At 63.4% G+C, this 22,286-nt stretch carries 20 protein-coding genes; 9 read left to right on the forward strand and 11 right to left on the reverse strand.

All coding sequences use genetic code 11. The features are described from left to right. Entirely contained in the window at window positions 1-1,509 is a 1,509-nt protein-coding gene (locus tag EYW45_RS05370; RefSeq protein ID WP_161134317.1) for a M81 family metallopeptidase, read from the reverse strand. Window positions 1,510-1,528: 19 nt separating this feature from the next. After that, window positions 1,529-2,833, reverse strand: a complete 1,305-nt coding sequence (locus EYW45_RS05375; RefSeq protein WP_161134318.1) for an MFS transporter — start codon at window positions 2,831-2,833, stop codon at window positions 1,529-1,531. A gap of 135 nt (window positions 2,834-2,968) precedes the next feature. Here EYW45_RS05375 and EYW45_RS05380 point away from each other — a divergent pair, with 135 nt between their 5' ends. Beyond that, window positions 2,969-3,883: a LysR family transcriptional regulator gene (locus EYW45_RS05380; protein WP_161134319.1), complete on the forward strand. Its 915-nt coding sequence runs from the start codon at window positions 2,969-2,971 to the stop codon at window positions 3,881-3,883. Here the strand turns inward: EYW45_RS05380 and EYW45_RS05385 are convergent. Continuing rightward, window positions 3,870-4,799: a LysR substrate-binding domain-containing protein gene (locus EYW45_RS05385; RefSeq protein WP_161134320.1), complete on the reverse strand. Its 930-nt coding sequence runs from the start codon at window positions 4,797-4,799 to the stop codon at window positions 3,870-3,872. The genes EYW45_RS05380 and EYW45_RS05385 overlap by 14 nt on opposite strands. A gap of 117 nt (window positions 4,800-4,916) precedes the next feature. On the opposite strand from EYW45_RS05385, the gene EYW45_RS05390 reads away from it, so the two are divergent. Next, window positions 4,917-5,198, forward strand: a complete 282-nt coding sequence (locus tag EYW45_RS05390) for a hypothetical protein (protein ID WP_161134321.1) — start codon at window positions 4,917-4,919, stop codon at window positions 5,196-5,198. A 2-nt stretch (window positions 5,199-5,200) separates the two neighbouring features. Here the strand turns inward: EYW45_RS05390 and EYW45_RS05395 are convergent, their stop codons facing one another. Beyond that, window positions 5,201-6,853 (reverse strand): ABC-F family ATP-binding cassette domain-containing protein, encoded by a 1,653-nt coding sequence (locus EYW45_RS05395; RefSeq protein ID WP_161134617.1) that lies wholly within the window; start codon window positions 6,851-6,853, stop codon window positions 5,201-5,203. A gap of 282 nt (window positions 6,854-7,135) precedes the next feature. On the opposite strand from EYW45_RS05395, the gene EYW45_RS05400 reads away from it, so the two are divergent. Further along, window positions 7,136-8,089 carry a VTT domain-containing protein gene (locus EYW45_RS05400; RefSeq protein WP_161134322.1) on the forward strand — a complete coding sequence of 318 codons (954 nt, stop codon included), beginning with the start codon at window positions 7,136-7,138 and terminating at the stop codon, window positions 8,087-8,089. Window positions 8,090-8,110: 21 nt separating this feature from the next. Here the strand turns inward: EYW45_RS05400 and EYW45_RS05405 are convergent, their stop codons facing one another. Both EYW45_RS05405 and EYW45_RS05410 read right to left on the reverse strand, forming a co-directional pair. Next, complete coding sequence (locus tag EYW45_RS05405; RefSeq protein ID WP_161134323.1) at window positions 8,111-9,883, reverse strand: pyrroloquinoline quinone-dependent dehydrogenase; 1,773 nt, start codon at window positions 9,881-9,883, stop codon at window positions 8,111-8,113. 100 nt (window positions 9,884-9,983) lie between these two features. Then, on the reverse strand, window positions 9,984-10,766 hold the full coding sequence (locus tag EYW45_RS05410; RefSeq protein ID WP_161134324.1) for a c-type cytochrome: 783 nt from the start codon (window positions 10,764-10,766) through the stop codon (window positions 9,984-9,986). A gap of 245 nt (window positions 10,767-11,011) precedes the next feature. Here EYW45_RS05410 and EYW45_RS05415 point away from each other — a divergent pair, with 245 nt between their 5' ends. The 4 genes from EYW45_RS05415 (at window position 11,012) to EYW45_RS05430 (ending at window position 16,997) form a co-directional block, all read left to right on the forward strand. Next, entirely contained in the window at window positions 11,012-13,285 is a 2,274-nt protein-coding gene (locus EYW45_RS05415) for an ATP-binding protein (RefSeq protein ID WP_202444586.1), read from the forward strand. Next, window positions 13,282-13,737, forward strand: coding sequence for a response regulator (locus tag EYW45_RS05420; protein ID WP_161134325.1), 456 nt, complete (start codon window positions 13,282-13,284; stop codon window positions 13,735-13,737). Before EYW45_RS05415 ends, EYW45_RS05420 begins: the two co-directional genes overlap by 4 nt. A gap of 21 nt (window positions 13,738-13,758) precedes the next feature. Further along, the gene (locus EYW45_RS05425; protein WP_161134326.1) at window positions 13,759-16,332 is read left to right on the forward strand and encodes a response regulator; all 2,574 of its coding nucleotides are present in this window, start codon (window positions 13,759-13,761) and stop codon (window positions 16,330-16,332) included. 71 nt (window positions 16,333-16,403) lie between these two features. After that, window positions 16,404-16,997 carry a TetR/AcrR family transcriptional regulator gene (locus EYW45_RS05430; RefSeq protein WP_161134327.1) on the forward strand — a complete coding sequence of 198 codons (594 nt, stop codon included), beginning with the start codon at window positions 16,404-16,406 and terminating at the stop codon, window positions 16,995-16,997. Here EYW45_RS05430 and EYW45_RS05435 read toward each other — a convergent pair. The 4 genes from EYW45_RS05435 to EYW45_RS05450 all read right to left on the reverse strand — a co-directional run bounded on the left by EYW45_RS05435 (window position 16,933) and on the right by EYW45_RS05450 (window position 18,954). Continuing rightward, window positions 16,933-17,562, reverse strand: a complete 630-nt coding sequence (locus EYW45_RS05435) for a TetR/AcrR family transcriptional regulator (RefSeq protein WP_161134328.1) — start codon at window positions 17,560-17,562, stop codon at window positions 16,933-16,935. The two genes, EYW45_RS05430 and EYW45_RS05435, sit on opposite strands and share 65 nt — an antisense overlap. 39 nt (window positions 17,563-17,601) lie before the next feature. Further along, window positions 17,602-17,922, reverse strand: coding sequence for a DUF4148 domain-containing protein (locus EYW45_RS05440; RefSeq protein ID WP_161134329.1), 321 nt, complete (start codon window positions 17,920-17,922; stop codon window positions 17,602-17,604). A gap of 109 nt (window positions 17,923-18,031) precedes the next feature. Next, window positions 18,032-18,361, reverse strand: a complete 330-nt coding sequence (locus EYW45_RS05445) for a DUF4148 domain-containing protein (RefSeq protein ID WP_161134330.1) — start codon at window positions 18,359-18,361, stop codon at window positions 18,032-18,034. A 248-nt stretch (window positions 18,362-18,609) separates the two neighbouring features. Beyond that, window positions 18,610-18,954: a 4a-hydroxytetrahydrobiopterin dehydratase gene (locus EYW45_RS05450; RefSeq protein WP_161134331.1), complete on the reverse strand. Its 345-nt coding sequence runs from the start codon at window positions 18,952-18,954 to the stop codon at window positions 18,610-18,612. A gap of 119 nt (window positions 18,955-19,073) precedes the next feature. On the opposite strand from EYW45_RS05450, the gene EYW45_RS05455 reads away from it, so the two are divergent. After that, window positions 19,074-19,547, forward strand: coding sequence for a lysozyme inhibitor LprI family protein (locus tag EYW45_RS05455; protein WP_161134332.1), 474 nt, complete (start codon window positions 19,074-19,076; stop codon window positions 19,545-19,547). A gap of 74 nt (window positions 19,548-19,621) precedes the next feature. Here EYW45_RS05455 and EYW45_RS05460 read toward each other — a convergent pair whose 3' ends face one another. After that, the gene (locus EYW45_RS05460; protein WP_161134333.1) at window positions 19,622-20,044 is read right to left on the reverse strand and encodes a hypothetical protein; all 423 of its coding nucleotides are present in this window, start codon (window positions 20,042-20,044) and stop codon (window positions 19,622-19,624) included. A 223-nt stretch (window positions 20,045-20,267) separates the two neighbouring features. On the opposite strand from EYW45_RS05460, the gene EYW45_RS24825 reads away from it, so the two are divergent. Then, on the forward strand, window positions 20,268-22,277 hold the full coding sequence (locus EYW45_RS24825; protein WP_161134334.1) for a methyl-accepting chemotaxis protein: 2,010 nt from the start codon (window positions 20,268-20,270) through the stop codon (window positions 22,275-22,277). The last annotated feature ends 9 nt before the right edge of the window (window positions 22,278-22,286 follow it).

Consider the following 22,286-nt stretch of genomic DNA (forward strand, 5'->3'; position numbering starts at 1 on the left):
TCACCGCAAGTCGCTCGATGGCGCAAACGGCGCGCCCAAGGGACGGATGCGGATACCAGCCGCCAATCGTTGCCACGGGAGGTCAGCGGAATCGGCCTTCATGGGGCCGGGCGCCTTGGCCACCAGCACCTTTTCGGCGATGGGCTGGAAGTCGGCCCGGAAATGCACCGAGCTCTTCACGACCAGAATCTGCATGGTGTCGGGATCCACCCCGCCGATGCGAAACAGATTGCGATCCAGCATCTGCGACTTGCCCGAGCTCACCACCACGCGCACGCCGCCGATGCTTAATCCCGCCACCGGGCCCACATTGACCTGCACGCCATGCATCATCGGGCCGTCGAATCGGGTTTTGCCGTCGCCCAGCGTTTCCACCTTGAAGGTGCCCGTAAACGGCGAGTCGCCGGGCACACCCGACTGACCGCCCAGCGTGAGCGTTAGCGTTTGGCCCACGCCGGCCGCCGTCGCTTGCGCCACGGCGAGGGGATCGCAGATCAAGCCGATCGCCGCGCCCTGGGCATCGGCGTCGACGAGCGCGCGCAGCATGCCGGTGGTGTTCGAGTCGCCGCCCGCGCCCGGGTTATCTTGCGTATCGGCAATCACCACCGGACGCGAGGCGTTTGCCGCGATCTGCTGAGCCTGGCCGACGGCCTCGGCGGGAGCCAGAAACTCGACTGCCCACTGCGGCTCGGCGGCCGCCACGGCGTCGTAGAGTTCTTCGACGGCAGCCTGCACGGCGGCGGCATCCGTGCCGTGGCCCCAGACCACCGGGCCGCACTCGTCGAAGTCGGCGGCCGGAAAGCCCGGCGTAAACGACAGCGACACGATACCGGGGCGTTGCTCGAGTTGTTCGAGTTGCGCGTAGATGCCTTGCGCCGGCTCGAGCAGCGTACACATGCCGTTGATGGGAATCAGGAACGGCAGACGGCGCACATGCGTATGCAGGGGCGCGGCTGCCGCCACGATGTCTTCGAGGAGCACGAACGCCAGGCGGCCGGTTTCGGCCATGTCCACATGCGGATAGGTGCGATAGGCCACGAGCGCTGTCGCATCGTTCAGCATCCCGGCTGTGGTGTTCGAGTGCAGATCCAGGCTGACGACGACGGGGATCTCGCGGCCGATCGCGGCGCGCACGCGTTTGAGCAATTCGCCTTCGCCATCGTCGGCGTCGACCGTGACCATGGCACCATGCAGATCCAGATAGATCGCGTCGTACGTCTTCTCCTTCACGGCCGCCACGATTTCTCCGGCGATGCGTTCGTAGGCGTTGCGCGTGACGTGCGCCGCAGGGCTGGCCGCAGCCCAGATCACAGGCTCGATCGTGTGGCCGGCCGCCATGGCGGCCTTGATGAAGCCGCCGGCGGGAATGTTGGTATCGGCCAGCGGCATGACGTCGGCACCGCGGGCCAGGGCGGGCATGCCTTCGCCATTGACGAAGTTCTTGTAATCGGCCTGCGACGGCGCAAAGGTATTGGTTTCATGCTGAAAGCCAGCAACGAGAATGTGCATATCGACTCCGTGAACTTCGTTAGCGGGCGTGTTTGGTGAGGATAATCGGAATAGCGCCGACCACGAGCAGGGCGGCGATGAAATACAGACCGGCGTTCAGCGACCCGGTGCTCTGCTTGATCCACCCGATCAACGAGGGGCTGAGAAAGCCGCCAAGCAAGCCGATGCTGTTGATGAGCGCAATGCCGCCCGCGGCCGCTTCGCCTTTAAGGTACTGCGACGGCACGGCCCAGAACACCGTATAGGCGCCCCACATCAATGCCGTTGCCACCGCGATGGCGATCATCGAGAACACGAAATGCTGCGGAAAGGCCGTCGCCAGGCAAAGCGCCGCGCCCCCGGCGATGGCGGGCAGCGCCACGTGCCAGCGGCGTTCGCGCATGCGGTCCGAACTGCGTGCCAGCAACACCATCACGATGATGGCGGCCACATAGGGCGGGGCGGAATACAGGCCGATCTGCATCGTGTCCTTGATGCCGGTGGCTTGCAGCAACGTGGGCAGCCAGAAGCTCACGGCGTAGATCCCGCAGATCAAACAGAAATAGGTGGCGGCCAGGGCGTATACGCCGCGATCCTTAAGCACATCGCGAAACGCGTGCTTGACCTGCCCGCTGCTGCGCGCGCCGATGTCGCGTTCGAGCAGCGTCTTTTCGCGTGCCGAAAGCCACTTGGCATCTTGCGGTTTGTCGACCATGTAGAAGAAGGCGATGGCGCCCAGCACCATGCAGGGCAGGCCTTCGATCAGAAACATCCATTGCCAGCCTTCGAGCCCGTGCGCGCCGTTGAAACGCGTCATGATCCACGCCGATGCCGGCCCGCCGAACATGCCGCCGATGGGGCCGGCGCACATCACGACCGCCATCACGCCGGCCATGCGCTTTTGCGTGTACCAGTAGGTGAGATAGAAGATCATGCCGGGCGCAAAGCCTGCCTCGAAGATGCCGAGCAGAAAGCGCAGGGCGTAGAAGCTGTATTCGCCTTGCACGAAGAGCATCGAGGCCGAGGTGGCGCCCCAGAGCACCATGATGCGGCTGATCGTTTTGCGCGCGCCGATCTTTACCAACAACAGGTTGCTGGGCACCTCGAACATCACATAGCCCAGGAAAAAGATACCGGCGCCCAGGCCGTACACCGCGTCGCTGATGCCGATGTCGGCCTGCATCTGGAGTTTCGCAAAGCCGATATTGACACGATCCAGGTAGGCAAAGGTGTAGCAAAGCAGCAGGAACGGCAGCAGGCGCCAGCCGATCTTGCGATAAAGCGCGCGCGTTTCGGCGTCGGACGCGGGCTGATCCGCGTGCAGCGCGGCGGAGGTGGAGGCCATCGGTTTTCCCTTTTTACTGATGTGATTCTGGCGAGGCGAATGGCGCATGGTGAGCAAGATCGCTGTTATAGACAATGACCACGGCAATCACTTATCGTTGCTTTCAGGGCAACAGTCGAACAAGGCGCGGTACGCATGCAGGACATCAGTCAAACCCGGTTGCGGTATTTCCATGAAGTGATCGCCTGTGGGTCGATCCGCGGCGCGGCCGATGTGCTCAATACCGCGCCGTCGGTCATCAGCCGGCAGATTCAACTGCTTGAAAAGGAAGTGGGACTGCCGCTTTTCGAGCGCCGCGCGCGCGGGCTGGTGCCAACTGAAGCGGCGGAGATGCTGGAAGACTTTCTGCGCGGCTATCGCGCCCAGCACGAGCATCTGGCCGACCGGTTGCAGGAGCTGCGCGGCATGCAACGCGGCCATGTGAACATGGCGATCAGCGAGGGCGTGATCGACACCTTGATGCAGCACGTCGTGGGACCGTTCTGCCTCGAACATCCCAGCATCAAGATCGGCATCAACGTCGAGTCGGTCAATGAGGTGGTCGAAGCCGTGCGCACCGATCGCGCGCATATCGGCATCGCGTTCAACCCGCCCACGCATCCCGAGATCCGCTGCCGGATGCGACGCGGTTTGCCCGTGGATGTGCTGGTGGGGCGCGGCCATCCGCTCACCCGCAACCGCGGCGCCATCACACTTGATCAGGCGTTGAAGTATCCGTTGGCGCTGATGACGGCGCCGTATGGCTTGCGACGGATCGCCGATGTGATCGAGTTTGCCGAAAAGATTCATCTTTCACCGGCATTGACCACGAACTCGTTGGCGGTGGTGAGGCAATATGTGATGAGCGGCGCGGGCGTGGCGTTAATGACCAATATCGGCGTCACACGCGAAATTGCCGACGGCGATCTGGTGCTCATTCCGCTGGATCACAAGGCGGCCCGCGAGCCCGAATGCCGGTTGATGGTGCGCCTGGGCCGGCCGTTGTCGCGCGCCGCCGATGAACTGCTGCGGCGAATCGAAACGCAGATGCCGGTATTCAACGGGGCATAGCCGCCGGCGCGTTTTCTTCCAAACGTTGCTGCGACAACGCCAGCTCGTCGCGTATCCACGTGCGAAACGCAATCAGGGGCGGCCACGTTTGCAGGTTGGGCGGATAAACGAAGTGGTAGGTGTGCCCCACGTCATACTCCACCGATATCGGCGAGAGCCGCAGTAGACGCCCGGCGTGCAAGGCGTCGGCGGCCAGCAACTCGCGCGTCAACGCCAGTCCCAGTCCTTGCTCCGCGGCCTGCAGCATCATGCCGCTGTCGTTGAACACCGCAACCGGGGTAACGTTCGCGCGCACGCCGGCCGCAGCGAACCAGGCGCGCCACACCTCCGCGTCGCCCAGCAACGGTTCACCCAGCAGTGCTTCGGCGGGTTCGCCCAACAAGCGCCGCGCGTCGATGGCGCAGCCCACCACGATCAGCGGCATCGCGCCTTCGAACAACCGTTCCGACATCAGATTGGCCCAGGGCCCGGCACCTTGACGCAGCGCGACGTGAAAGCCTTCGCGCTGCAAATCGACGGGCTGTTGCGACGCGTCGATCTCCAAGGCAAGTTTGGGATGGCGATCGCGCCAGCGGTGCATGCGTGGCAGCAGCCAGCGTTGCGCAAATGACGGCAACACCGACACGCGCAGTCGCTGCTCCAGGCCACATGCCGCCTGCGCGGCCGCGTGCACGCCGTCGTCCAACTGGGTCAGCGCGCCTTGCACACTGTGCAGCAGCACCCGGCCGGCCGCGTTCAGCTTGATCCGACGCCCGCCGCGGTCGAATACCGCAAACCCCAACTGCGTTTCCAGTACGCGAATCTGCTGGCTCACGGCACTGTGCGTGAGGTGCAGACGATCGGCGGCCGCACGCAGATTTTCCAGTTCGGCGACGGCGCGGAAGGCGGGCAGGGTGGCAAGTGGCAGGCGGGACATGGCAACGCCGTAAGTGCGGACTGGTAAGCATAGCCGACCAAGTAGGGTAGAACAATGCGCTTTTCGACACGAGTTTGGGCGAATAGTCTTACCACATGGTTCATCGAGGAGAACATCATGGCTTTTATCCCCGCCAATGTGGCCGCATGCGGCGGCCCAGCCGCTGCCCCCGCCCCCGCAGCGCACGGCACACCCAGCGCGCTCGTACGAATATGGCGGCGGATCATCGCGATCTTCGCCCCGCGGCCCTATGGTGCCTGGACCGAAGCCATGACCGAATTGCAGCATCTGGACGGCGACACCTTGCGTGACGTGGGCGCGCCGCCCTGGCTGATGCATCAGATCGAGATTCAGCGTGAACAAGACGCGCGGTCGCTACGCATGCTGCACCATCTTTGATGTCATACCGCCTGCATGACCCACGCGTGGTCGATGCGTGCCAGCCGATGCGTCAGATTCAACGCGTCCAGAAACCGCCTGTCGTGCGACACGACCACCATTGCCCCTGAAAAGTGCGTCAGCGCCGATTCGAATGCCGCGACAGAAGGCAGGTCGAGATGATTGGTGGGTTCATCCAGCAACAGCAACTGCGCGGGGTGCTTGCGCCAGAGCGCACAGGCCAACGCCGCTTTCAACCGCTCGCCACCGCTCAAGGTGCCGGACGGCCGGTTGACGTGTTCGGCCGTGAGACCCAGCAAGGCGAGATGACTGCGCAGTACGCCGTCGGGCAACGGGCACTCCCAGATCGCCAATTGCTGGAGCAGCGTGTGCTCGGGCGCGAGCAAGGCGTGCGCATGCTGATCCAGTGTGGCCGTCGGTACGAAGGTGGCGCATCGCCCGGCGCGCGGCGCGAGCGAGCCTTCGAGCAGGCGCAAAAGCGTGGTTTTGCCGCTGCCGTTGGGGCCCGCAAGCCCCACGCGCATGGGACCGACGAGCGTCAGCGTGAGCGGGGGCGCGTCATCTGGGTACGGTGGCACGGCATCGATCAGCTCGGCCACGCGGCGTCCCGCAGGGACGGTTGTGTCAGGCAACAGCAACGCCACCTCGGCGGTGGCGTTTACGTCTGCCGCCGCGGCGCGTACGGCTTCCATCAGTTGCATTTGCGCAGCGGTTTCGCGCGCGTGTTCGCGCCCGGCATGCGCTTGCGCGTTGTCGCGGCGTCGGCCCAGTACGATCGCGGGCAGGTTGGCGGTCCTGGCGGCTTGGGTGTTGCGCTCCTGGCGTTTCAGTTGCGCATCGTGCTGCTTGTGGCGTGTGCGGTCGGCCACGCGGCGGGCGTTGCGCGCATGGGCCAATGCGGCGTGCGCCGCGTCGTCCTCCGCCAGGCGTGCGTCGCGGTACGCGCTGTAGTTGCCGCCATAACTGCGCAGCCCGGCTGGCGACAACTCCAGGATGCGGTCCATGTCGTCGAGCAGCTCCCGGTCATGGCTGACGACGAGCGCCGCGCCGCGCCACCGTTTCAGCTGCGTGCGCAACCAGTCGCGTGCGGGCGCATCGAGATGGTTGGTGGGTTCGTCAAGGATCAGCATCCCCGCCTCCGACAGCAAGGCGCCGATCAGCGCCACGCGGGTGCATTCGCCGCCGCTCAACGTGGTCGCGGCCGCACTGGGATCGAGGGGGCGCAATCCAGCAGCGGCCACACTGCGCGCCCAGTGCGCCGTCATGTCCCACCGGCCTTCCAGCAGCTCGTGATCGGCAGCATGGGCGATGCCGCGTTCGACGCGATCGAGCGCGGCAAACACGGCATCCAGACCGGCCAATGAAGCCGCCGTATCCTGCGGCCCGGGCACGATCGTCTGCGGCACGTACGCCACGGATACGGTGCGCACGACCTTGCCCGCATCGGGCAAGACGGCCCCGGTCAGCAGATGCGCCAGCATGCTTTTTCCGGTGCCATTGCGGCCCACCAGGCCAGCGCGTGCGGCAGGCAGATGCAGGTCGAGATCGTCGAGCAGCACGCGGCCGTCGGGCGCGCGCAACGTCACATGCCGCAACGCGGCGGCAAAGGTCTCGGGGGCCGAGCGATCGGTGGGAGGGTGGTTGGGGGCAGCGATGACGAGCGCTGCCGCTCGCGGGTTGAGGTCGGCCAAGGCACGAAGCTCCAGACAAGGTGTTGCACACGTCGTCGTACCGCGCGAAAGCGCAGCGATAACACGAGAAAAACTTGAAAGGGCTTAGAAGCGCATGGGCGAATGGTCCGGTTGGCAGGAGATCTGCAGGATCGATTTTAGGCAGACGTGGCCCGGCCGCGCAAGAGACCCTGATCGCCGTGACGGCATTGGCAGTGGGCGATCGAGCGAGGCGGATAATTCACGCTCACTGATTAGGAATGTGCGATGGACGTCCTTCATGCCCTGCTGTCGAACCAGGCGCTGTGGCTGTTGTTTCTCAACGTGCTGGTCGAGCAGGCCGGGCTGCCGGTGCCTGCCTATCCGTCGCTCGTGGTGGCAGGCGCACTATCGCTGGATGCCGTGACCGCCACGCCGGGCGTGATTCTGGCGCTGGGTGTGCTGGCCTGTGTGGTGGCCGATTCGGCTTGGTATTTTGCCGGCCGGCGGTATGGCGCATGGATGATGAGCACGATTTGCAGGGTATCGATGTCGCCCGACACCTGCATCCGCAAGAGCACGCACCTGTATCTTCAGGTCGGCCCGAAGATTCTGCTGATCGCAAAATTTCTACCTGGCGCCGGCGCGCTGTCCACCCTGATGGCAGGCACCGTCGGCACGCGCTACCGCACCTTTCTGCTCTATGACCTGGCGGGTTCGGCGATCTGGGTCGCATCGGCCCTGATGCTGGGTATCGTGTTTCAAGACACCGTGCAGATCATGCTGGCCCTGTTGGCCAGCTATGTGCCCATCGGCATCGCGATCGTCGTGGGCGCGCTGGCCGCGTTCATCGCGTGGCGATTCTGGCGTCGGCGTGGGCTGTTGCGGCGCAGCCGGCGTATTCCGCGGCTTTCGGTGACCGACCTGCAGGCATTGTGTGCCGCGGGCGCGCCGGTCGTGGTGCTCGATGTGCGTGGCGCCGACGATGCCTTGCCGGCCATTCCGGGCGCCATTGCCGTCACGCAGGAAGTCGCCCTCGATCGCTTGCCGGCGATCGATGACGATACCCACTTGGTGATTTATTGCGCCTGTCCAAATGAAATCTCGGCGGCCTTGCTGGCCGAACGGCTGCAGCGCAGCGGCGTGCGCCGCGCCTATGCGCTATTGGGCGGTCTGGCGGCGTGGCACGCCGCGCAGGACGCGTCCGCGCCCCCCGCGCCATTGGCCGAACAGATCGGCTAGCGCGGGGAGGGCGGGGCTGCCTTACGGCAGCGCGAAGATGAATAGCGAGTTACCGCCTTCGGTGATCTTCTTCAGTTCGGGATCGATTGCGGCGGCAGCAGCCGTTTGCGCGTTCGGACCCGTGGGTACGGCGATGTATTGCTTGCCGTTCACGCTATAGGTGGTCGGGTGACCGCCGATCGTCGTGTTCAGCTTGATGCTCCACAGCGTCTTGCCGGTCTTCTGGTCGAAAGCCGAGAATTCGCGGGCGCTGTCGCCGCCGAACACGAGACCGCCGGCCGTTGCCAGCAACGACGAGCTGAAAATCGGCTTCTGCTTGCGCACCCACGTGATCTTGCCCGTCTTCACATCCACCGCGTAGATGCGGCCGGTGCTGTCTTCGCCCGGCGCGTATTGCGACTTGCCCGACGACTGCATGCCGATGATTTCGCCTTCGCGCATTTCGGTCGGACGCGGGGTGATCGTGCGGCACGATTCGCTCAACGGCACGTAGAACGTGTTGTTCAACGGGCTGTAGGCGCCGGCCATCCACAGCTTGCCCAGCCCGCGTCCGCCGCAGATCAGCGGGGAATCGTCGAGCTTCTTGGCGATCAGGGCATCGTTGGTGATGGCATGGCCGTCATCCGTATAGCCCTTGATCACGTTTTGATAGGCCGTGTCGCGTGCCCACAGCAGCTTGCCCGTGTCGCGGTCGAGCACGAACGCCGTGCCGTACTTGCCCGGCACCGTGACGATGACGTCGTACTTCTGACCCGGCTTCACGTCCTTGGCCAGAAACTTCACGTCGGCCGCTTTCGGCGCGATTTCGCTGTTGACCAGCACGCGTTCGAACGGGCTATCCAAGTCCCAGTCGTCGCGCGGCAGGTGCTGGTAATACCACTTGACCGCGCCGGTGTCGGCATCGATCGCCAGGGTCGAGTTGGTGTACAGCGCCGAGCCGTCGCCCGAGCCGCGCAGTTGTTCCGACCACGGTGCGGGCATGCCCACGCCCCAGTACAGCATGTTGCGCTTGGCGTCGTAGGCGCCCGTGATCCACGGAGAGCCGCCATAGCGGTTCTCGCGCGGCAAGCCGCCCCAGGTCTTGTCGATCGCGGGATCCACATCGCTGGAGAGGGTGTTCAGGCGCCACAATTCCTTGCCCGTCTCGGCGTCGTGCGCCGTGATGAAGCAGCCGCCGGCCGTGCCGGTGATGCTGCAGCCCGAAATGCCCGTGAAGATCTTGCCGTTGATGACCAGGGGGCCGGCCGTGTAGCTGAAGCCCTTTTCCCAATCGTGCGCCTGCACGTCCCACACGACCTTGCCGGTTTTGGCATCCAGCGCCACGATCTTGGCGTCGGGCGTCGTCAGGTAGACCTTGTCCTTGTACAACGCGATGTTGTTGCGTTGACGGTCTTGCTGGCTGGCCTGGTAGCCGCCCTTGAATTCGGGCAATGCCTGGCGGTGTTCCCACAGCATGTCGCCGGTGGTGGCGTCCAGCGCCTGCACGATGCCGCGGTTGATGCCCAGATACATCACGCCGTCATGCACGAGCGGCGCCATTTCCTGCAGACCCGTGTCGGGCAGGGCCCACGACCATTTCATTTGCAGCGACTTCACGTTCTCGGTGGTCACCTGCTTGAGCGGACTGAACGATTGGTTGTCGACCGTGCGACGCCACATCAGCCAGTCGTTGGGCGACGGCTCGAGGATGTCCTTGTCGGTGATCGGATTGAATTTCTGCGCGTCGGCGGCGGTAACCGTGGGCGCAATCAGGATGCCGGCGCTGGCGGCCAGAATCAGATTCAGCAATTTCATGTAAAGCTCCATTGGCGTCGGCGGCGCGCGAGCCGGACGGTGCCGGCAGCGTCGCGGCGGGCCGCGCTTAGTGTTCTAACGAAGGGTCGAGAAGACGAAATCAGCGCAGGGCCTTGACTTGTTCGGGCGTGATGCCGCCGAACTCGTTGCCCCAGCTGTTGCGCGCGTAGGTCGCCACGGCGGCGATCTCGCGATCGTCCATCGCGCCGGCAAAGCCGGGCATATCGCCGCTGCCGATCAGGATCTGCTTGATGAACGCGTCGTCTTCGCCCAATCGCGCAAAGCCCGCGAGCGCGGCGCCGAATGCGCCTTGACCGTTGGCGCCGTGGCAGCCGGCACAGGTGGCTGCGTATTTTTCCTGGCCGATCGGCATCAATGCCGTGTCGACCGGTTTTTTCGCAACGGCTGCACCCGCGCGGGCCACAGCCTTGGGGGCGGCGCGGTTGACTTCGCCGACGGGCGAGATCACATAAGCGGCTTGCTTGAACCCTTGGCCGTTGACCTGACCTTTCGCCGTGTCGTCGGCAAACGTATAGAGCGGCCAGCCGCGGAAGGTGGCTTGCTCGGCGCCGCTGGCACCCTTGACGCTACCGAGGAATCCCGGGATCACCGCTAGTCCCAACGGGCGGCCGGTGGTCGCTACCGGTATGAATTTGTCCTGACAGGCCTTGTCGCAGGCGGCGAGCGCGGCCTTCTGCTCATCGGCGTTCTTGGAATCGCTCAACAACACATAGAGCGTCTTGCCGGCGCCGTCGGTGAGCACGCTGCCCATCGTGGGCGTGGTGCCGTGGGCCACCACGGGGCCGGCGGCACTGTGGGCGGCCATCGGTACGGCATACAACGGGAACGATAAGAGGATTGCTGCTGCGGTTTTCTTGAACATCACTTCTTTGCTTCTCCAAATACTGCATTCAAACGAATCGTTTGACCCAGGCCCCTCCCCACACGGTGGCACAGGCTGTGAAAGCGACGGCTCCGGGCCGTTCTGTAAAACCTTTCACGAAAATTACAAGCACGGCAATTTAAACCTTTTGTCAGGTGAAGGCCAGGGGAATAAGGAGGTTTCCGACGTGTTTTGTTGCAAGTTGGAAATCGTTGGTACGGTATCCTTTCAGCTTTTGCGCATCCGTGGTCGTCGCCGCCTCGTATGCACGCTTGCCGCCATCTATCAGGGGAAGATTTATCTCGTTCTCGCTCAATCCGACCGCTATCGATCAATGCGCCGAGGAGCCGATCCGCATTCCAGGCGCCGTGCAGCCGCACGGTGCGGTGGTGCTGGTGGAGCCCACGGCGCTGCGCGTCCTGAGCGCAAGTGCGAATTGCGCCGAGATGCTTGGGCATTGCGCTGCTGTGGGAGAGTGTCTGCACGTCGGCAACAATGCGGCCGAGGCGCAGCTGGTGCTCGACGCCGTGGCCACCTGGGCCCAATCTGGCGAGACGCACTTCGTGCGCGCCATTGCGTTCAACAACCATTCGTTCCAACTGGCTGTCCACCGCACCTCCCAGGGCTTGCTGTGCGAATTTGAAGTGGTGCAACCGCGCGATACGGAAACGCTCGAGGCGCTTTACCCGCGGATGCGCACTTTTTTGGACAATCTGGAGCCGGAATCGGGCATCGGCGCCATCGCCGCCAAAGCGGCCGAGGAAATCCGCGGCATCACAGGCTACAACCGCGTGCTCGTGTATCGCTTCGATGAGGATGGGCACGGCACGGTCATCGGTGAAAACGGCGACGGTACGCTGCCCGGGTTCATGGACCATCGCTTCCCCGCGAGCGATATCCCGCCGCAGGCGCGCGAACTCTATGTCTCGAATCGGGTCCGCCTGATTCCCAATGCCGACTATGCGCCGGTGCCGCTGACGCCGGCACTACTGGACGGCGCGCCGATCGATTTGTCGGCGGCGAATCTGCGCAGCGTGTCCCCGGTGCACGTGGAGTACATGCGCAACATGGGCACGATGGCGTCGATGTCGGTATCGCTGGTGATCGACGGGCGCTTGTGGGGACTCATCTCATGCCATAACGCTACAGCCAAGGCCGTCGGGCCCCAGGTGAGGGCGGCGTGCGAGTTTCTGGGACGCATCGTCGCGCAGCAGATCGGTGCCACGCACCGGGTGCTGGAAAATGCCCGCCGTCTCGCCACCAAACACATCGAAACCGAGTTGGTGGCCAAGCTGTCCCGGGCCTCGTCCCTGCAGATCGGCATGACCGAAACGCCCGATTTGTGGTTGCGGCTCGCCAATGCGCAGGGCGTGGCCATCGTCGATCAGGGCCGCATCGATGTAGCCGGCGAAACGCCCTCTGTGGCGCAGATCGCCGCCATTGTGGATTGGCTTGAGCACCAGGCGATCGAGCGCCCCTTCGCCACCGATCATCTGAGCGGCGCGATGCCGGGCGCCGACGCCTTTGCCGACAAGGCCAGCGGTTTGATCGCCGTGCCGATTTCGCAGCTGCACGCCAGTTTCATCCTCTGGTTTCGCCCCGAAGTCGTGCGCACAGTGAAATGGAGCGGCGATCCACACAAGCCGATGGACCCGTCCAACGGTCGGCTGCATCCGCGCAAGTCGTTTGCTGCCTGGCAGGAGCAACTGCGTCAGCGCTCCGTGCCCTGGCGAGCATCGGAGGTCGAGGCGGTGGCCGATCTGCGTAATGCGCTGATCAGCTTCGTTCTGCTGCGCGCCGAAGAACGCGCCGAAATGACGGACGAACTCGAACGCAGCAATGCCGAGCTCGAATCGTTTTCCTATTCCGTATCGCACGATCTGCGGGCGCCGTTCCGGCATATTGCGGGCTTCGCAGAATTATTGAAGCGTCGCGCCACCGGGCTGGACGAGACCTCGCAGCACTATCTGGCCAATATCGTCGCGGCAGCCATCACGGCCGGCACGCTGGTGGATGACCTGCTGCGGTTTTCGCATCTCGGGCGCGCAGCGCTGTCGCACGGTGACGTCGATATGAACAAGCTGGTGGATGAGGCCCGTCAGACGATCACTTTCGCCAACAAAGACAGGCGGATCGAATGGCAGGTCGATCGTTTGCCCCGTGCATGGGGCGATCAGAACTACCTGCGCCAAACCTTGTTCAATCTGATGGACAATGCCGCCAAATATTCGCGGCACGCCGATCCCGCAGTGATCCGGATCACGGGCGAGGTCGTTGGCGACGAAACGGTGTATACGGTTTCGGATAATGGCGTGGGCTTCGAGATGGAGTATGTGGGTAAGCTGTTCGGCGTCTTTCAGCGATTGCACAGGCCCGAGGATTTCGAAGGAACCGGCATCGGTCTTGCGCTCTCCAAGCGGATTGTGGAAAAACACGGTGGGCGAATCGAGGCCCACAGCACGATTAACCAGGGGGCGCGCTTTACCTTTGCGCTTCCGAACCAGCAAACGAACACATGAACGATCTACGGCCTATCCTCCTCGTCGAGGACAATTCCAACGACATCGAGTTGACCCTGGCGGCCTTGAAGCAGTGCAACATCGCCAATGAGGTCACCGTGGTGCGCGATGGTGCGGAGGCACTCGACTATGTCTATCGCCGCGGCACGCACGCCAAGCGGCCGGCCGGCGATCCGGCGGTGATCCTGCTCGATCTGAAGTTGCCGAAGGTCGATGGGCTCGAAGTGCTGGAGAAGTTGAAATCCGATCCCGAACAGCGCCAGATTCCCGTCGTCATGCTCACGTCTTCCCGCGAAGAGCGCGACCTCGTGCGCAGTTATCAATTCGGGGTCAATTCGTTCGTGGTCAAGCCCGTCGAGTTCACCGAGTTCTTCGAAGCCATCCAAAGCCTCGGCATGTTTTGGGCGATTCTCAACCAGGTGCCTTCCCGCGGCCCCGTGCAACCCGTCTGATCGCAGTACCAGAGGCGACCCGTGAGTATTCTGCTTCTCGAAGACAACGATCTCGATGCGGAGCTGATGACGTTTCAGCTGCGTGAGGCGCTGCCCGACACCATCACGCATCGGGTGAGCGATCGCGAGTCGTTCGAGGCTGCCCTGGCCGCCGGTGACATCGAGCTCATCGTGTCGGACTTTTCCTTGCCCACCTTCGATGGCTTGTCGGCCCTGAAGCTCGCGCGCATCCAGGCACAGCACATTCCTTTCATCATCGTCTCCGGCGTGGTCGGCGAAGAACTCGCCATCGCCGCGCTGAAGGAAGGCGCGATCGACTATGTGATGAAGCAGCGGCTCGAGCGTCTCGGGGCGGCTGCCCAACGGGCATTGGCCGAGGCGGAAGGCCGGCGCGAGCGCAAACGCATCGAAGATGCGTTGCGCGATAGCGAAGCACGTTTCCGCGTGATGGCCGACAGCGCGCCCGCGCTGATCTGGACCACGGATGAGAAGGCCGCCGTCACGTTCGCCAATCATCATTTCGAGCACATCTTCGGTATTGCGCCGGGTGAAATGCTGGAAAGCGGGTGGCGCCGCGTCATGCACGCCGATGACGTGGAAGCGTTTTCGGCCAAGTTTCGTCAGGCCATGGCCGAACGCACGCGATTCGAGTTCGAAGTCCGGGTGTACGACCGGGATGGCGCCATCCGGTGGTTGAAGTGCGATGGCGCGCCCCGTTTCGACGGCAGCCAGCAACTGCTGGGCTACACCGGCGTCAACATCGACATCACCGAGACCAAGACCACCCGCGATGCCCTGGAGCACATGGTTGCCCTGCGCACCGCCGAGCTGAGCGACAGCAACAAGCGGTTGCGCCAGGAGTTCAACCAGCGTGTGGACGCCGATAACGCGCGCGTGGTGGCCGAAGATCAACTGCGCCAGGCGCAGAAGATGGAAGTTTTCGGGCAACTGACCGGCGGCGTGGCGCACGACTTCAATAACCTGCTCACCGTCATTCTCGGCAATGTCGAGACGCTCGAGCGGCGACTGAGCGGCATGGCCGGTGCCACGGGCGATGAACGCATCGTCAAGGCGTTGCAACATGCCAAGCAAGGCGCGCAACGCGCTGCGGCGCTTACCGAGCGGTTGCTTGCCTTTGCCCGCCGCCAGCCGTTGCGCCCGCGTCAGATCGATCCCAACCAGCTTGTGCAGGGCATGTCGGAACTGCTGTTTCGCACCCTGGGCGAGCAGATCGAGATTTACACCGATCTGGCTCCGAGTGTGTGGTTCACCCGCGCCGATCCGCACTTGCTCGAGAACGCCTTGCTCAATCTGGCGGTCAACGCGCGCGACGCGATGATCGCCGGTGGCCGGCTGAGCATCACCACGTCCAACGCCGAGATTGCCCGCGATGGCACGCCGCCGTTCAAGGGTATCGATGCCGGCCAATACGTGCTGCTGAGCATTGCCGACACCGGCACGGGCATGCCGCCGGAAATCATCGATAAGGTGTTCGAGCCGTTTTTCACCACCAAGGATATCGGGTCGGGTACTGGCCTGGGCTTGAGCCAGGTGTACGGCTTCGTCAAGCAATCCGGTGGCCACATCGACCTGCATAGCGAACTCGGGCAGGGCACGCGCATCGACATCTATCTGCCGCGCCTTGAAGGTGTGGACGTGGCCGCGCCTGTTCAACCCGATACCGATCCGTCGGTGCTGATCGCCAAGGGCGAAACGATTCTGGTGGTCGAAGACGACGAGGGCGTGCGGGCGCATTCGACGGCGATTCTGCGCGACCTGGGCTACGACGTGATCGAGGCGGCTGACGGTCACGCGGCCTTGGCCATCATCCAGAGCGCGCAACGCATCTCGCTGATGTTTACGGATGTGGGCTTGCCGCGCGCCATGAATGGCCGCGAGCTGGCCGAAGCCGCACATGCGGTGCGGCCGGAACTGCCGGTGCTCTTTACGTCGGGCTATGCGGAAGGACCGGTCACGCGCGGCGGCCGGCTCGAAGCGGGTGTGGAATTGCTGTCCAAGCCGTTCACATTCGTGGCCCTGGCCAATCGCGTCCGGGTGATGCTGGATGCGGTCGAAGCTGCCGAGCTCGCCGGATCTGCCGACGCCGCTGCGCCTGACGTCACCTCAGCGCCCACTCAACCCGTCGAATCTGCCGGGCTCGCCGAAACGACGCCCGTATCCTCCAAGGCCGCGCCCGGTCGCTCACATGCCATTCCCCGCGTGCTGGTCGTGGACGACGAGCCCATGATTCGCATGATTGCGGTGGAAACGCTCGAGGATGCCGGCTACGAGGTGGCCGAAGCCGAAAACGCCGCAGAAGCCTTGAGCCTCATGCAGGCCGAGCCGTTCGATGCCATCATTCTGGACGTGGGATTGCCCGATATGAAGGGCGACGTGCTGGCGCACCAACTGCTGGCGCTACGCGCCGATCTGGCGATCGTGATGGCCAGCGGTTATCACGCGCCCGAGCTGAAGGCGAGTTTTCCGGCCGACAGCCGAATGTTGTTCCTGCAGAAGCCGTATCCCAGTGCGGCATTGGAAGACGCGCTGGCGACCCTGGGTGTAAGCCTGGGCAACCCCACGGCGCACGAATAGCGCGTCGAGTCGGTAGACCCTGTCACGGATGTGGACTTGCGTCCCAATCTAGTAGTAGGTAGCATCAAGGCATGAATACCGCCACCACGCGCGAGCAGTTGTTGAACCACGCTCAGATCCTGATCCGGCAACGGGGCTATAACGGCTTCAGCTACCGGGATCTGGCCGAGCACGTGGGTGTCAAGACTGCGAGCATCCATTACTACTTCCCCACCAAGGAAGATCTGCTGCTGGAAGTCGTCAGCGATTACGCGGCGCGCGTCAGCGCCAACATCAACGCCATCGACGAAACGCTATCCGCCAAGGAACAGCTGGATCGCTATGCGCAGTTGTTTTCCAACGCGCCCAGCGACCAGATCTGCCTGTGCGGCACATTGGCCGCGGATCTGGCGTCGCTCTCGGAGCGCTCGCGCCAGACCTTGCAAGCCTTTTATCGCGTGCACGAAGCCTGGCTCGCCAAGGTCATGGCACGCGCGCAAGCCGATGGCACGCTCAAAACATCAGGCGATTGCGAAAGCGACGGCCGCTGGTTGTTTGCTGCGTTTCAAGGCGGCCTGATGAGCAGCCGCCTCTTTCAAAATGCCAGCCGCCTGAACGATGTCATGGCGTCGGTGCAGGTTGAACGGCCGGTTGGCCAGCCGGATGCACAGTCGGCAGCTGCCTGACCAGGTCGTTGACCATCCCCGCCACCACGTCCTGCGTGCGCGCTTCGTTATGAAACAATCTGGCGGCCAATAGGCTGCCCTGGATCGCTGCAAACAGCGCGCGTCCCCCTGCCTTCGCATCTTTCGGGCAACGCAACGCGTGGTCGTCCTGACCCTGCCGCAGCAAGCCTTCCAGCCAATCTTCATTCGATCGGTAAAACGCCTGCAACGCCTCGCACACGGCGGGCGGCAGCGAGCCGACGTCTGCCGCCAACGCACCGGCCAGGCACACGCTGCCGGAGTCGCGACAGGCGCTGTGCTGCATGGCGATGTACTGCCGCAATTGCTCGTCCGCGGGCAACTGACGATCGATCCCACGAATGGCCACGTGCCAACGCTGGTGGTAATCCTCAACGGCCGCCAGCAGCAAGTCCTCTTTCTGCGGGAAATGGTAGTGGATGCTCGACGTCTTGATGCCGATCCGCGCCGCCAGATCGCGATAGCTGAACCCGTTGCTGCCTTGTGTTTGAATAAGCGTTTGGGCCAACGCCACGATCTGGTCGCGCGTGTTGGTGGGGGAATTCATGATGATCGGCTCCTTGCGGCGCAAAGGGTGCCGCGTCGATTAGCTGCGATTGCCTTGATAGTCCAGTTCGCCGAAGGCGATATCGCCATTGGCGCGTGCCTGGGCGGTTTCGGCGCGGACCTGTTCGCGTGTCAATGCCGTGCCGTGCGTTTGCGCTGCAGGCTGGTCGAGTTCACCGAAGGTGACTTGGCCATTGGCGCGTGCCACCCGCAGTTCTTCAACGACTTGCGCGCGAGTGAGACTCGACGTGCTGACGGTGGCGGGCGGATAGTCCAGTTCGCCCGAAGGGGCGGGGCCAGCGGCGTAGGCGCTACCGGCAAAGGTCATGGAAAGCAGCAGGGCGGAAAAAAGGGTCTTCATGGTGACACTCCAGAAATAGGGGGAATCGGATTCATGCATGTAGCGGGTGGGTGTTCGCCTCGAAAGCTATCTATCTGTAGATAGGTTTCGAGGGAAAAATAAAGCACGATCAAGCGCCGCCGGTTTGGGGATAACCTTGACCGCTGAACGACACAGGGCCTTCGGCGCGCGCATCGCGGGCGGCGGCTTTCACTTCGGCACGCGTGGCGGTGGCGCCTTGATTGGTGGCGAGCACCGGGGCATCGTTTTCACCGAAGGTCACTTGGCCGGCGGCTTGGGCGGCGTGCAATTGCGCGACCACATCGGCACGCGAGAGCGTCGAGGTTTGTGCAATGGCAGGCGGGTAGTCCAACTCACCAGACGGGGCGGGGCCGGCGGCAAAAGCGCTGGAACCCAGCAGGGAGGCGGAAATCAACAGGGCGGAGGTGATGGTTTTCATGATGGTGTCCTATACGGTTAAGATGATGCTTTCGTTGTATCTACTACTAGGTAGGTAAACCGGGAAATAAAAACGGACTTTTTGGTGCCGTCCGTGGGTCTGAGCGCTTTGCTGTGTTGCTCGCATTGCGTTGTCCATGTGTTGAATATTACCTACTAGTAGATAGGTGCGCAAGTGTTTTTCGCATTTATTTTTCGCAAGGCGCATTTTCGATACGGTTTGGGGTTAATCCAGGGAGGTGGACGGTGTCATTGGTGCGCGACGTATAGCGCGTCGGTACGCGCTGCCATGATGATGTCGTTGCCGTGCAGGCCGCCAATGCTGTGGGTCTGCCACGACACCGTCGCCCAGCCCCAGCCCAGTCCCATGTCGGGATGGTGATCCTCCGCCTCGGCAGCGGCGCCCACGGTCACGGCAAACGCCAGGGCCTGCGCGAAGTTCTTGAAGCGATATCGGCGCTCGATGCGCCGTCCGTCATCCAGCAATGCCCACTCCGGCAGGTGAGCCAGATCGTGCGCGATCGCTTGCGGCGTCAAGGCTTGGGCGTCGCGGCGGCAAGGGGTGCAGGCGCGGGCAGCAATCGCGTCGGTCATGTCACGCTCCATCAGATTCATGCATGGTTACGGCCTGCATTGTGGCCGGATTAGATCGCCCGTCGCGTTGGTGGGCATTGGGCGGTCGTGGCATAGTCGTACTTAAAAAGGAGTGTCCCATGCGTTACGCCATTGCACTATCCACATTGACGTTGACACTGATCAGCGCACCGGCAACATTGCTTGCTGCCTCTTCCAGCGCCCCTCCGGCGGCGGGCGGATCGGCCGTGGCCACCAGCGCCGCCTCGGCGCAGATGTACGGTGCCGACTACGAACAATGCAGCGCCAAGACCACGATGGGCATCGCCGAATGCGTGGCCGAACGCGCGAAGGTGTGGGATGGGCGGCTGAATACGGCCTACCAGGCGCTGACCAAACGCAGCGATCCCGCGCAGCGCGCACCGCTCAAATCGGCGCAGCGGGCGTGGATCACGTATCGCGACGCCAACTGCAGGTTCTATGGCGCCGGCCAGGGCACGATCAGCCGCATCGAAGGTGCCGAATGCCTGCGCGCCATGACGCAGCAGCGCACGTGCGAAATGGAGCGGGCCAACAATCCGGAAGGCAAGGCGGGCGAAGGCTGCGCACCTTGACGGACCGACGCGCCTTCATCGCAAGCGCCTGAATCGATGAAGGCCGTGCTTGCCTCGCGTTGAGCACGTCCTGATCAATACGATCGGGCCTTGATGCCCCAGCGGCCGCCTTCCAATGTGACGATCCACAGATTGTTGTGCTGTGAGATGACGCTGCCGTCTGCCCGATTGCGGGTGTAGCTCACCCGTAAATGAACCTTGCGCGGGCTGACCAGCACCGCCTGGCGATCGAGATATACCGTCCGATCCCAGCCGCTGTCGCGCACCATGGCGTCGAAAAAATCAAGCGGTACCTGGTTGGGCGCCTCCCAGATCACCATGGTTTCGGCCGACAGGATGGCGTGCGGAAAATGCAGATGCGCATCCATACCTGCAAGATCACGCGCATTGAACCGCTCGGTAAACGCCTCGATACACGCGATGGCAGCGGCGATCATCGCAGCGCGGTCGCTGTCGCGATCGTGATCGGGAACAAACAGCACATTCATTGGCAGCATGGGATAAGCCTGATTGGTGTGGCACCGATCCTGGGGTGGCGACGCCGGGTGCATTATCGCTGCCCGCAGCGCTGCTGACACGTATGTGCAAATGGAATTGCCATCGCCATGCTTGACACCGACACTGCCTTAAATTTCGCCAACTGTAAACAGAGTTAACACCGTGGCGAATTGTGCGTGAAATGTGAAGAATGGGTGATCGGAACGCTCTCAAGAGGTAATCATGCAGGCCCTGCTTTCCAGATTCACGCTATCGGTCAAGTTTTGCATGCTGGGCGTGATTGCGCTGTTGCTCGTAGGGCTGCCCACGGCACTGTTTGTGTTGAGCAATACCGTCGGCATTCAAAAAAAGCAGACCGAATTACAGGGATTGGCGCCGATCAAGGCAGTGACCAGCGTCCTGCAAACGTTGCAGCTGCATCGCAGTGCGACCAGCGCCGCATTGGCCGCAAAAGATAAGGCGGCCGACGGCCCCCGGCTCGCGGCTGCCAGGCAGGTCGACGCCACGCAAGATGCGGTCAATGCGCAACTTGCAGCGCTGGACAGCCAGAGCGCGGTCGTGCAGGCGTGGACGCGCGCCGCAGCAGATTGGCGCGCGCTGCGCGATCGCGCCGCCAAGGGCGACCTCGACGAGCTCCAGAGCTTGGCTGCGCATCTGGCGCTCGCGCAACAGCTGCTGACCGTCAATGGTCTGCTGCTCGATCACTATGGCTTGTCGCTGGATGGCGACCTCGACACTGCAGAGCTCATATCGGCCGCACTGGTCGCGGTGCCCGCGTTGACCGAAGACCTGGGCAAGATTCGCGCACGCGGCTTTACCGTCTTGACCAAGCAGTCGGCATCGCCCTGGGACATGACGGCGATGATCAACTTCGTCGAGCGCGCGCAGGAGCGCGCCGATGTGCAACGCCAGGCCTACACGAAAGCGGCTGGTGCCAATGCCGAACTGGCCGAACGTTTGCAGGGCAGTGCCGCGTCCGCCCATGGCCAGACGGATGCCGCGCTCAAGCTGGCGCGCACGGCGATCCTCGACGCCGTGTCCATGGATGCCCCGGCAGGTGAGTTCTTCGCCACGCTCACACGTGCCATCGACGCCAACTTCGCCTTCAACACGGCGGCAAGCGCGTTTCTCGCTGATCGGATCGGGGCGCAGGCCGGGGCCCTGCAACGCGACGTTGGCGTGTTGTTGGGCGTCGTCGGTGCGGTGCTGCTGGTGTCGATCGGCCTGGCCATCGCCATTGCGCGGTCGATCACCCAGCCTGTCGCGCATGCGGTCACCTTCGCCCAGCGGGCTGCGGGAGGCGATCTCAGCGGTCGCAGCCGCATTGTCGGCAACAACGAAACCGCGCAGTTGTTGGGGGCGCTCAACGACATGAACAGCGGCTTGGCCAAGCTGGTGAGCGATATCCGCGCCAGCGCCTACAGCATCTCGGGCGCCGCGGGCGAGATCGCGATGGGCAATACCGATCTGTCGCGCCGCACCGAGGAGCAAGCGGCGTCGCTCGAGCAAACCGCCGCCAGCATGGCGGCGCTGACCGACACGGTAAAGGGCAATGCGGGCAAGGCGCGCGAGGCCAGTCAACTCGCGCGAACCGGCGCGGATATCGCGCGCGAGGGTGGCGCTGCCGTCAACGGGTTGAAAGCCGCAATGCAGGACATTGCGCAAAGCGCGCACAAGATCAGCGAGATCAACAGCGTGATCGATACGATCGCCTTTCAAACCAATATTCTTGCGCTCAACGCTGCCGTCGAAGCTGCGCGCGCCGGAGAACAGGGCAAAGGGTTTGCCGTGGTGGCCAGCGAGGTTCGGGCGCTGGCGCAACGCAGTGCGAGCGCCGCCAGGGAAATCAAAGGGTTGATCGCGGAGTCGGTAGACCGTGTGCGTGCGGGTGAAGCCAATGTGGACGCGGCCGTCGCAACGGTTGAACGCACCGCGAGCGCCATCGGCGATGTGACGGTCATCATGGAAGACATCGCTGCCGCCGCAGTGGAGCAGACGTCGGGCATCGAGCAGGTCAACACCGCGGTATCTCAAATGGACGCGATGACGCAGCAAAACGCAGCCCTGGTGGAAGAGGCCTCTGCGGCAGCCTTGTCGCTGGCTGAGCAAGCCGAAGCGTTGCGCGATAGCGTCGCGGTGTTTCGGATTGCTGGAGACGCGGGCGCGGCGTCGATCCAACCGACAGGCGCGGGCGATGGCTATCGCAAGCACGCCGTGCTGGCCGGCGCTTGAGTCGGGCTT

This window comes from Schauerella aestuarii (assembly GCF_009866805.1).
In the GTDB taxonomy this organism is placed as follows: Bacteria; Pseudomonadota; Gammaproteobacteria; order Burkholderiales; family Burkholderiaceae_B; genus Schauerella; species Schauerella aestuarii.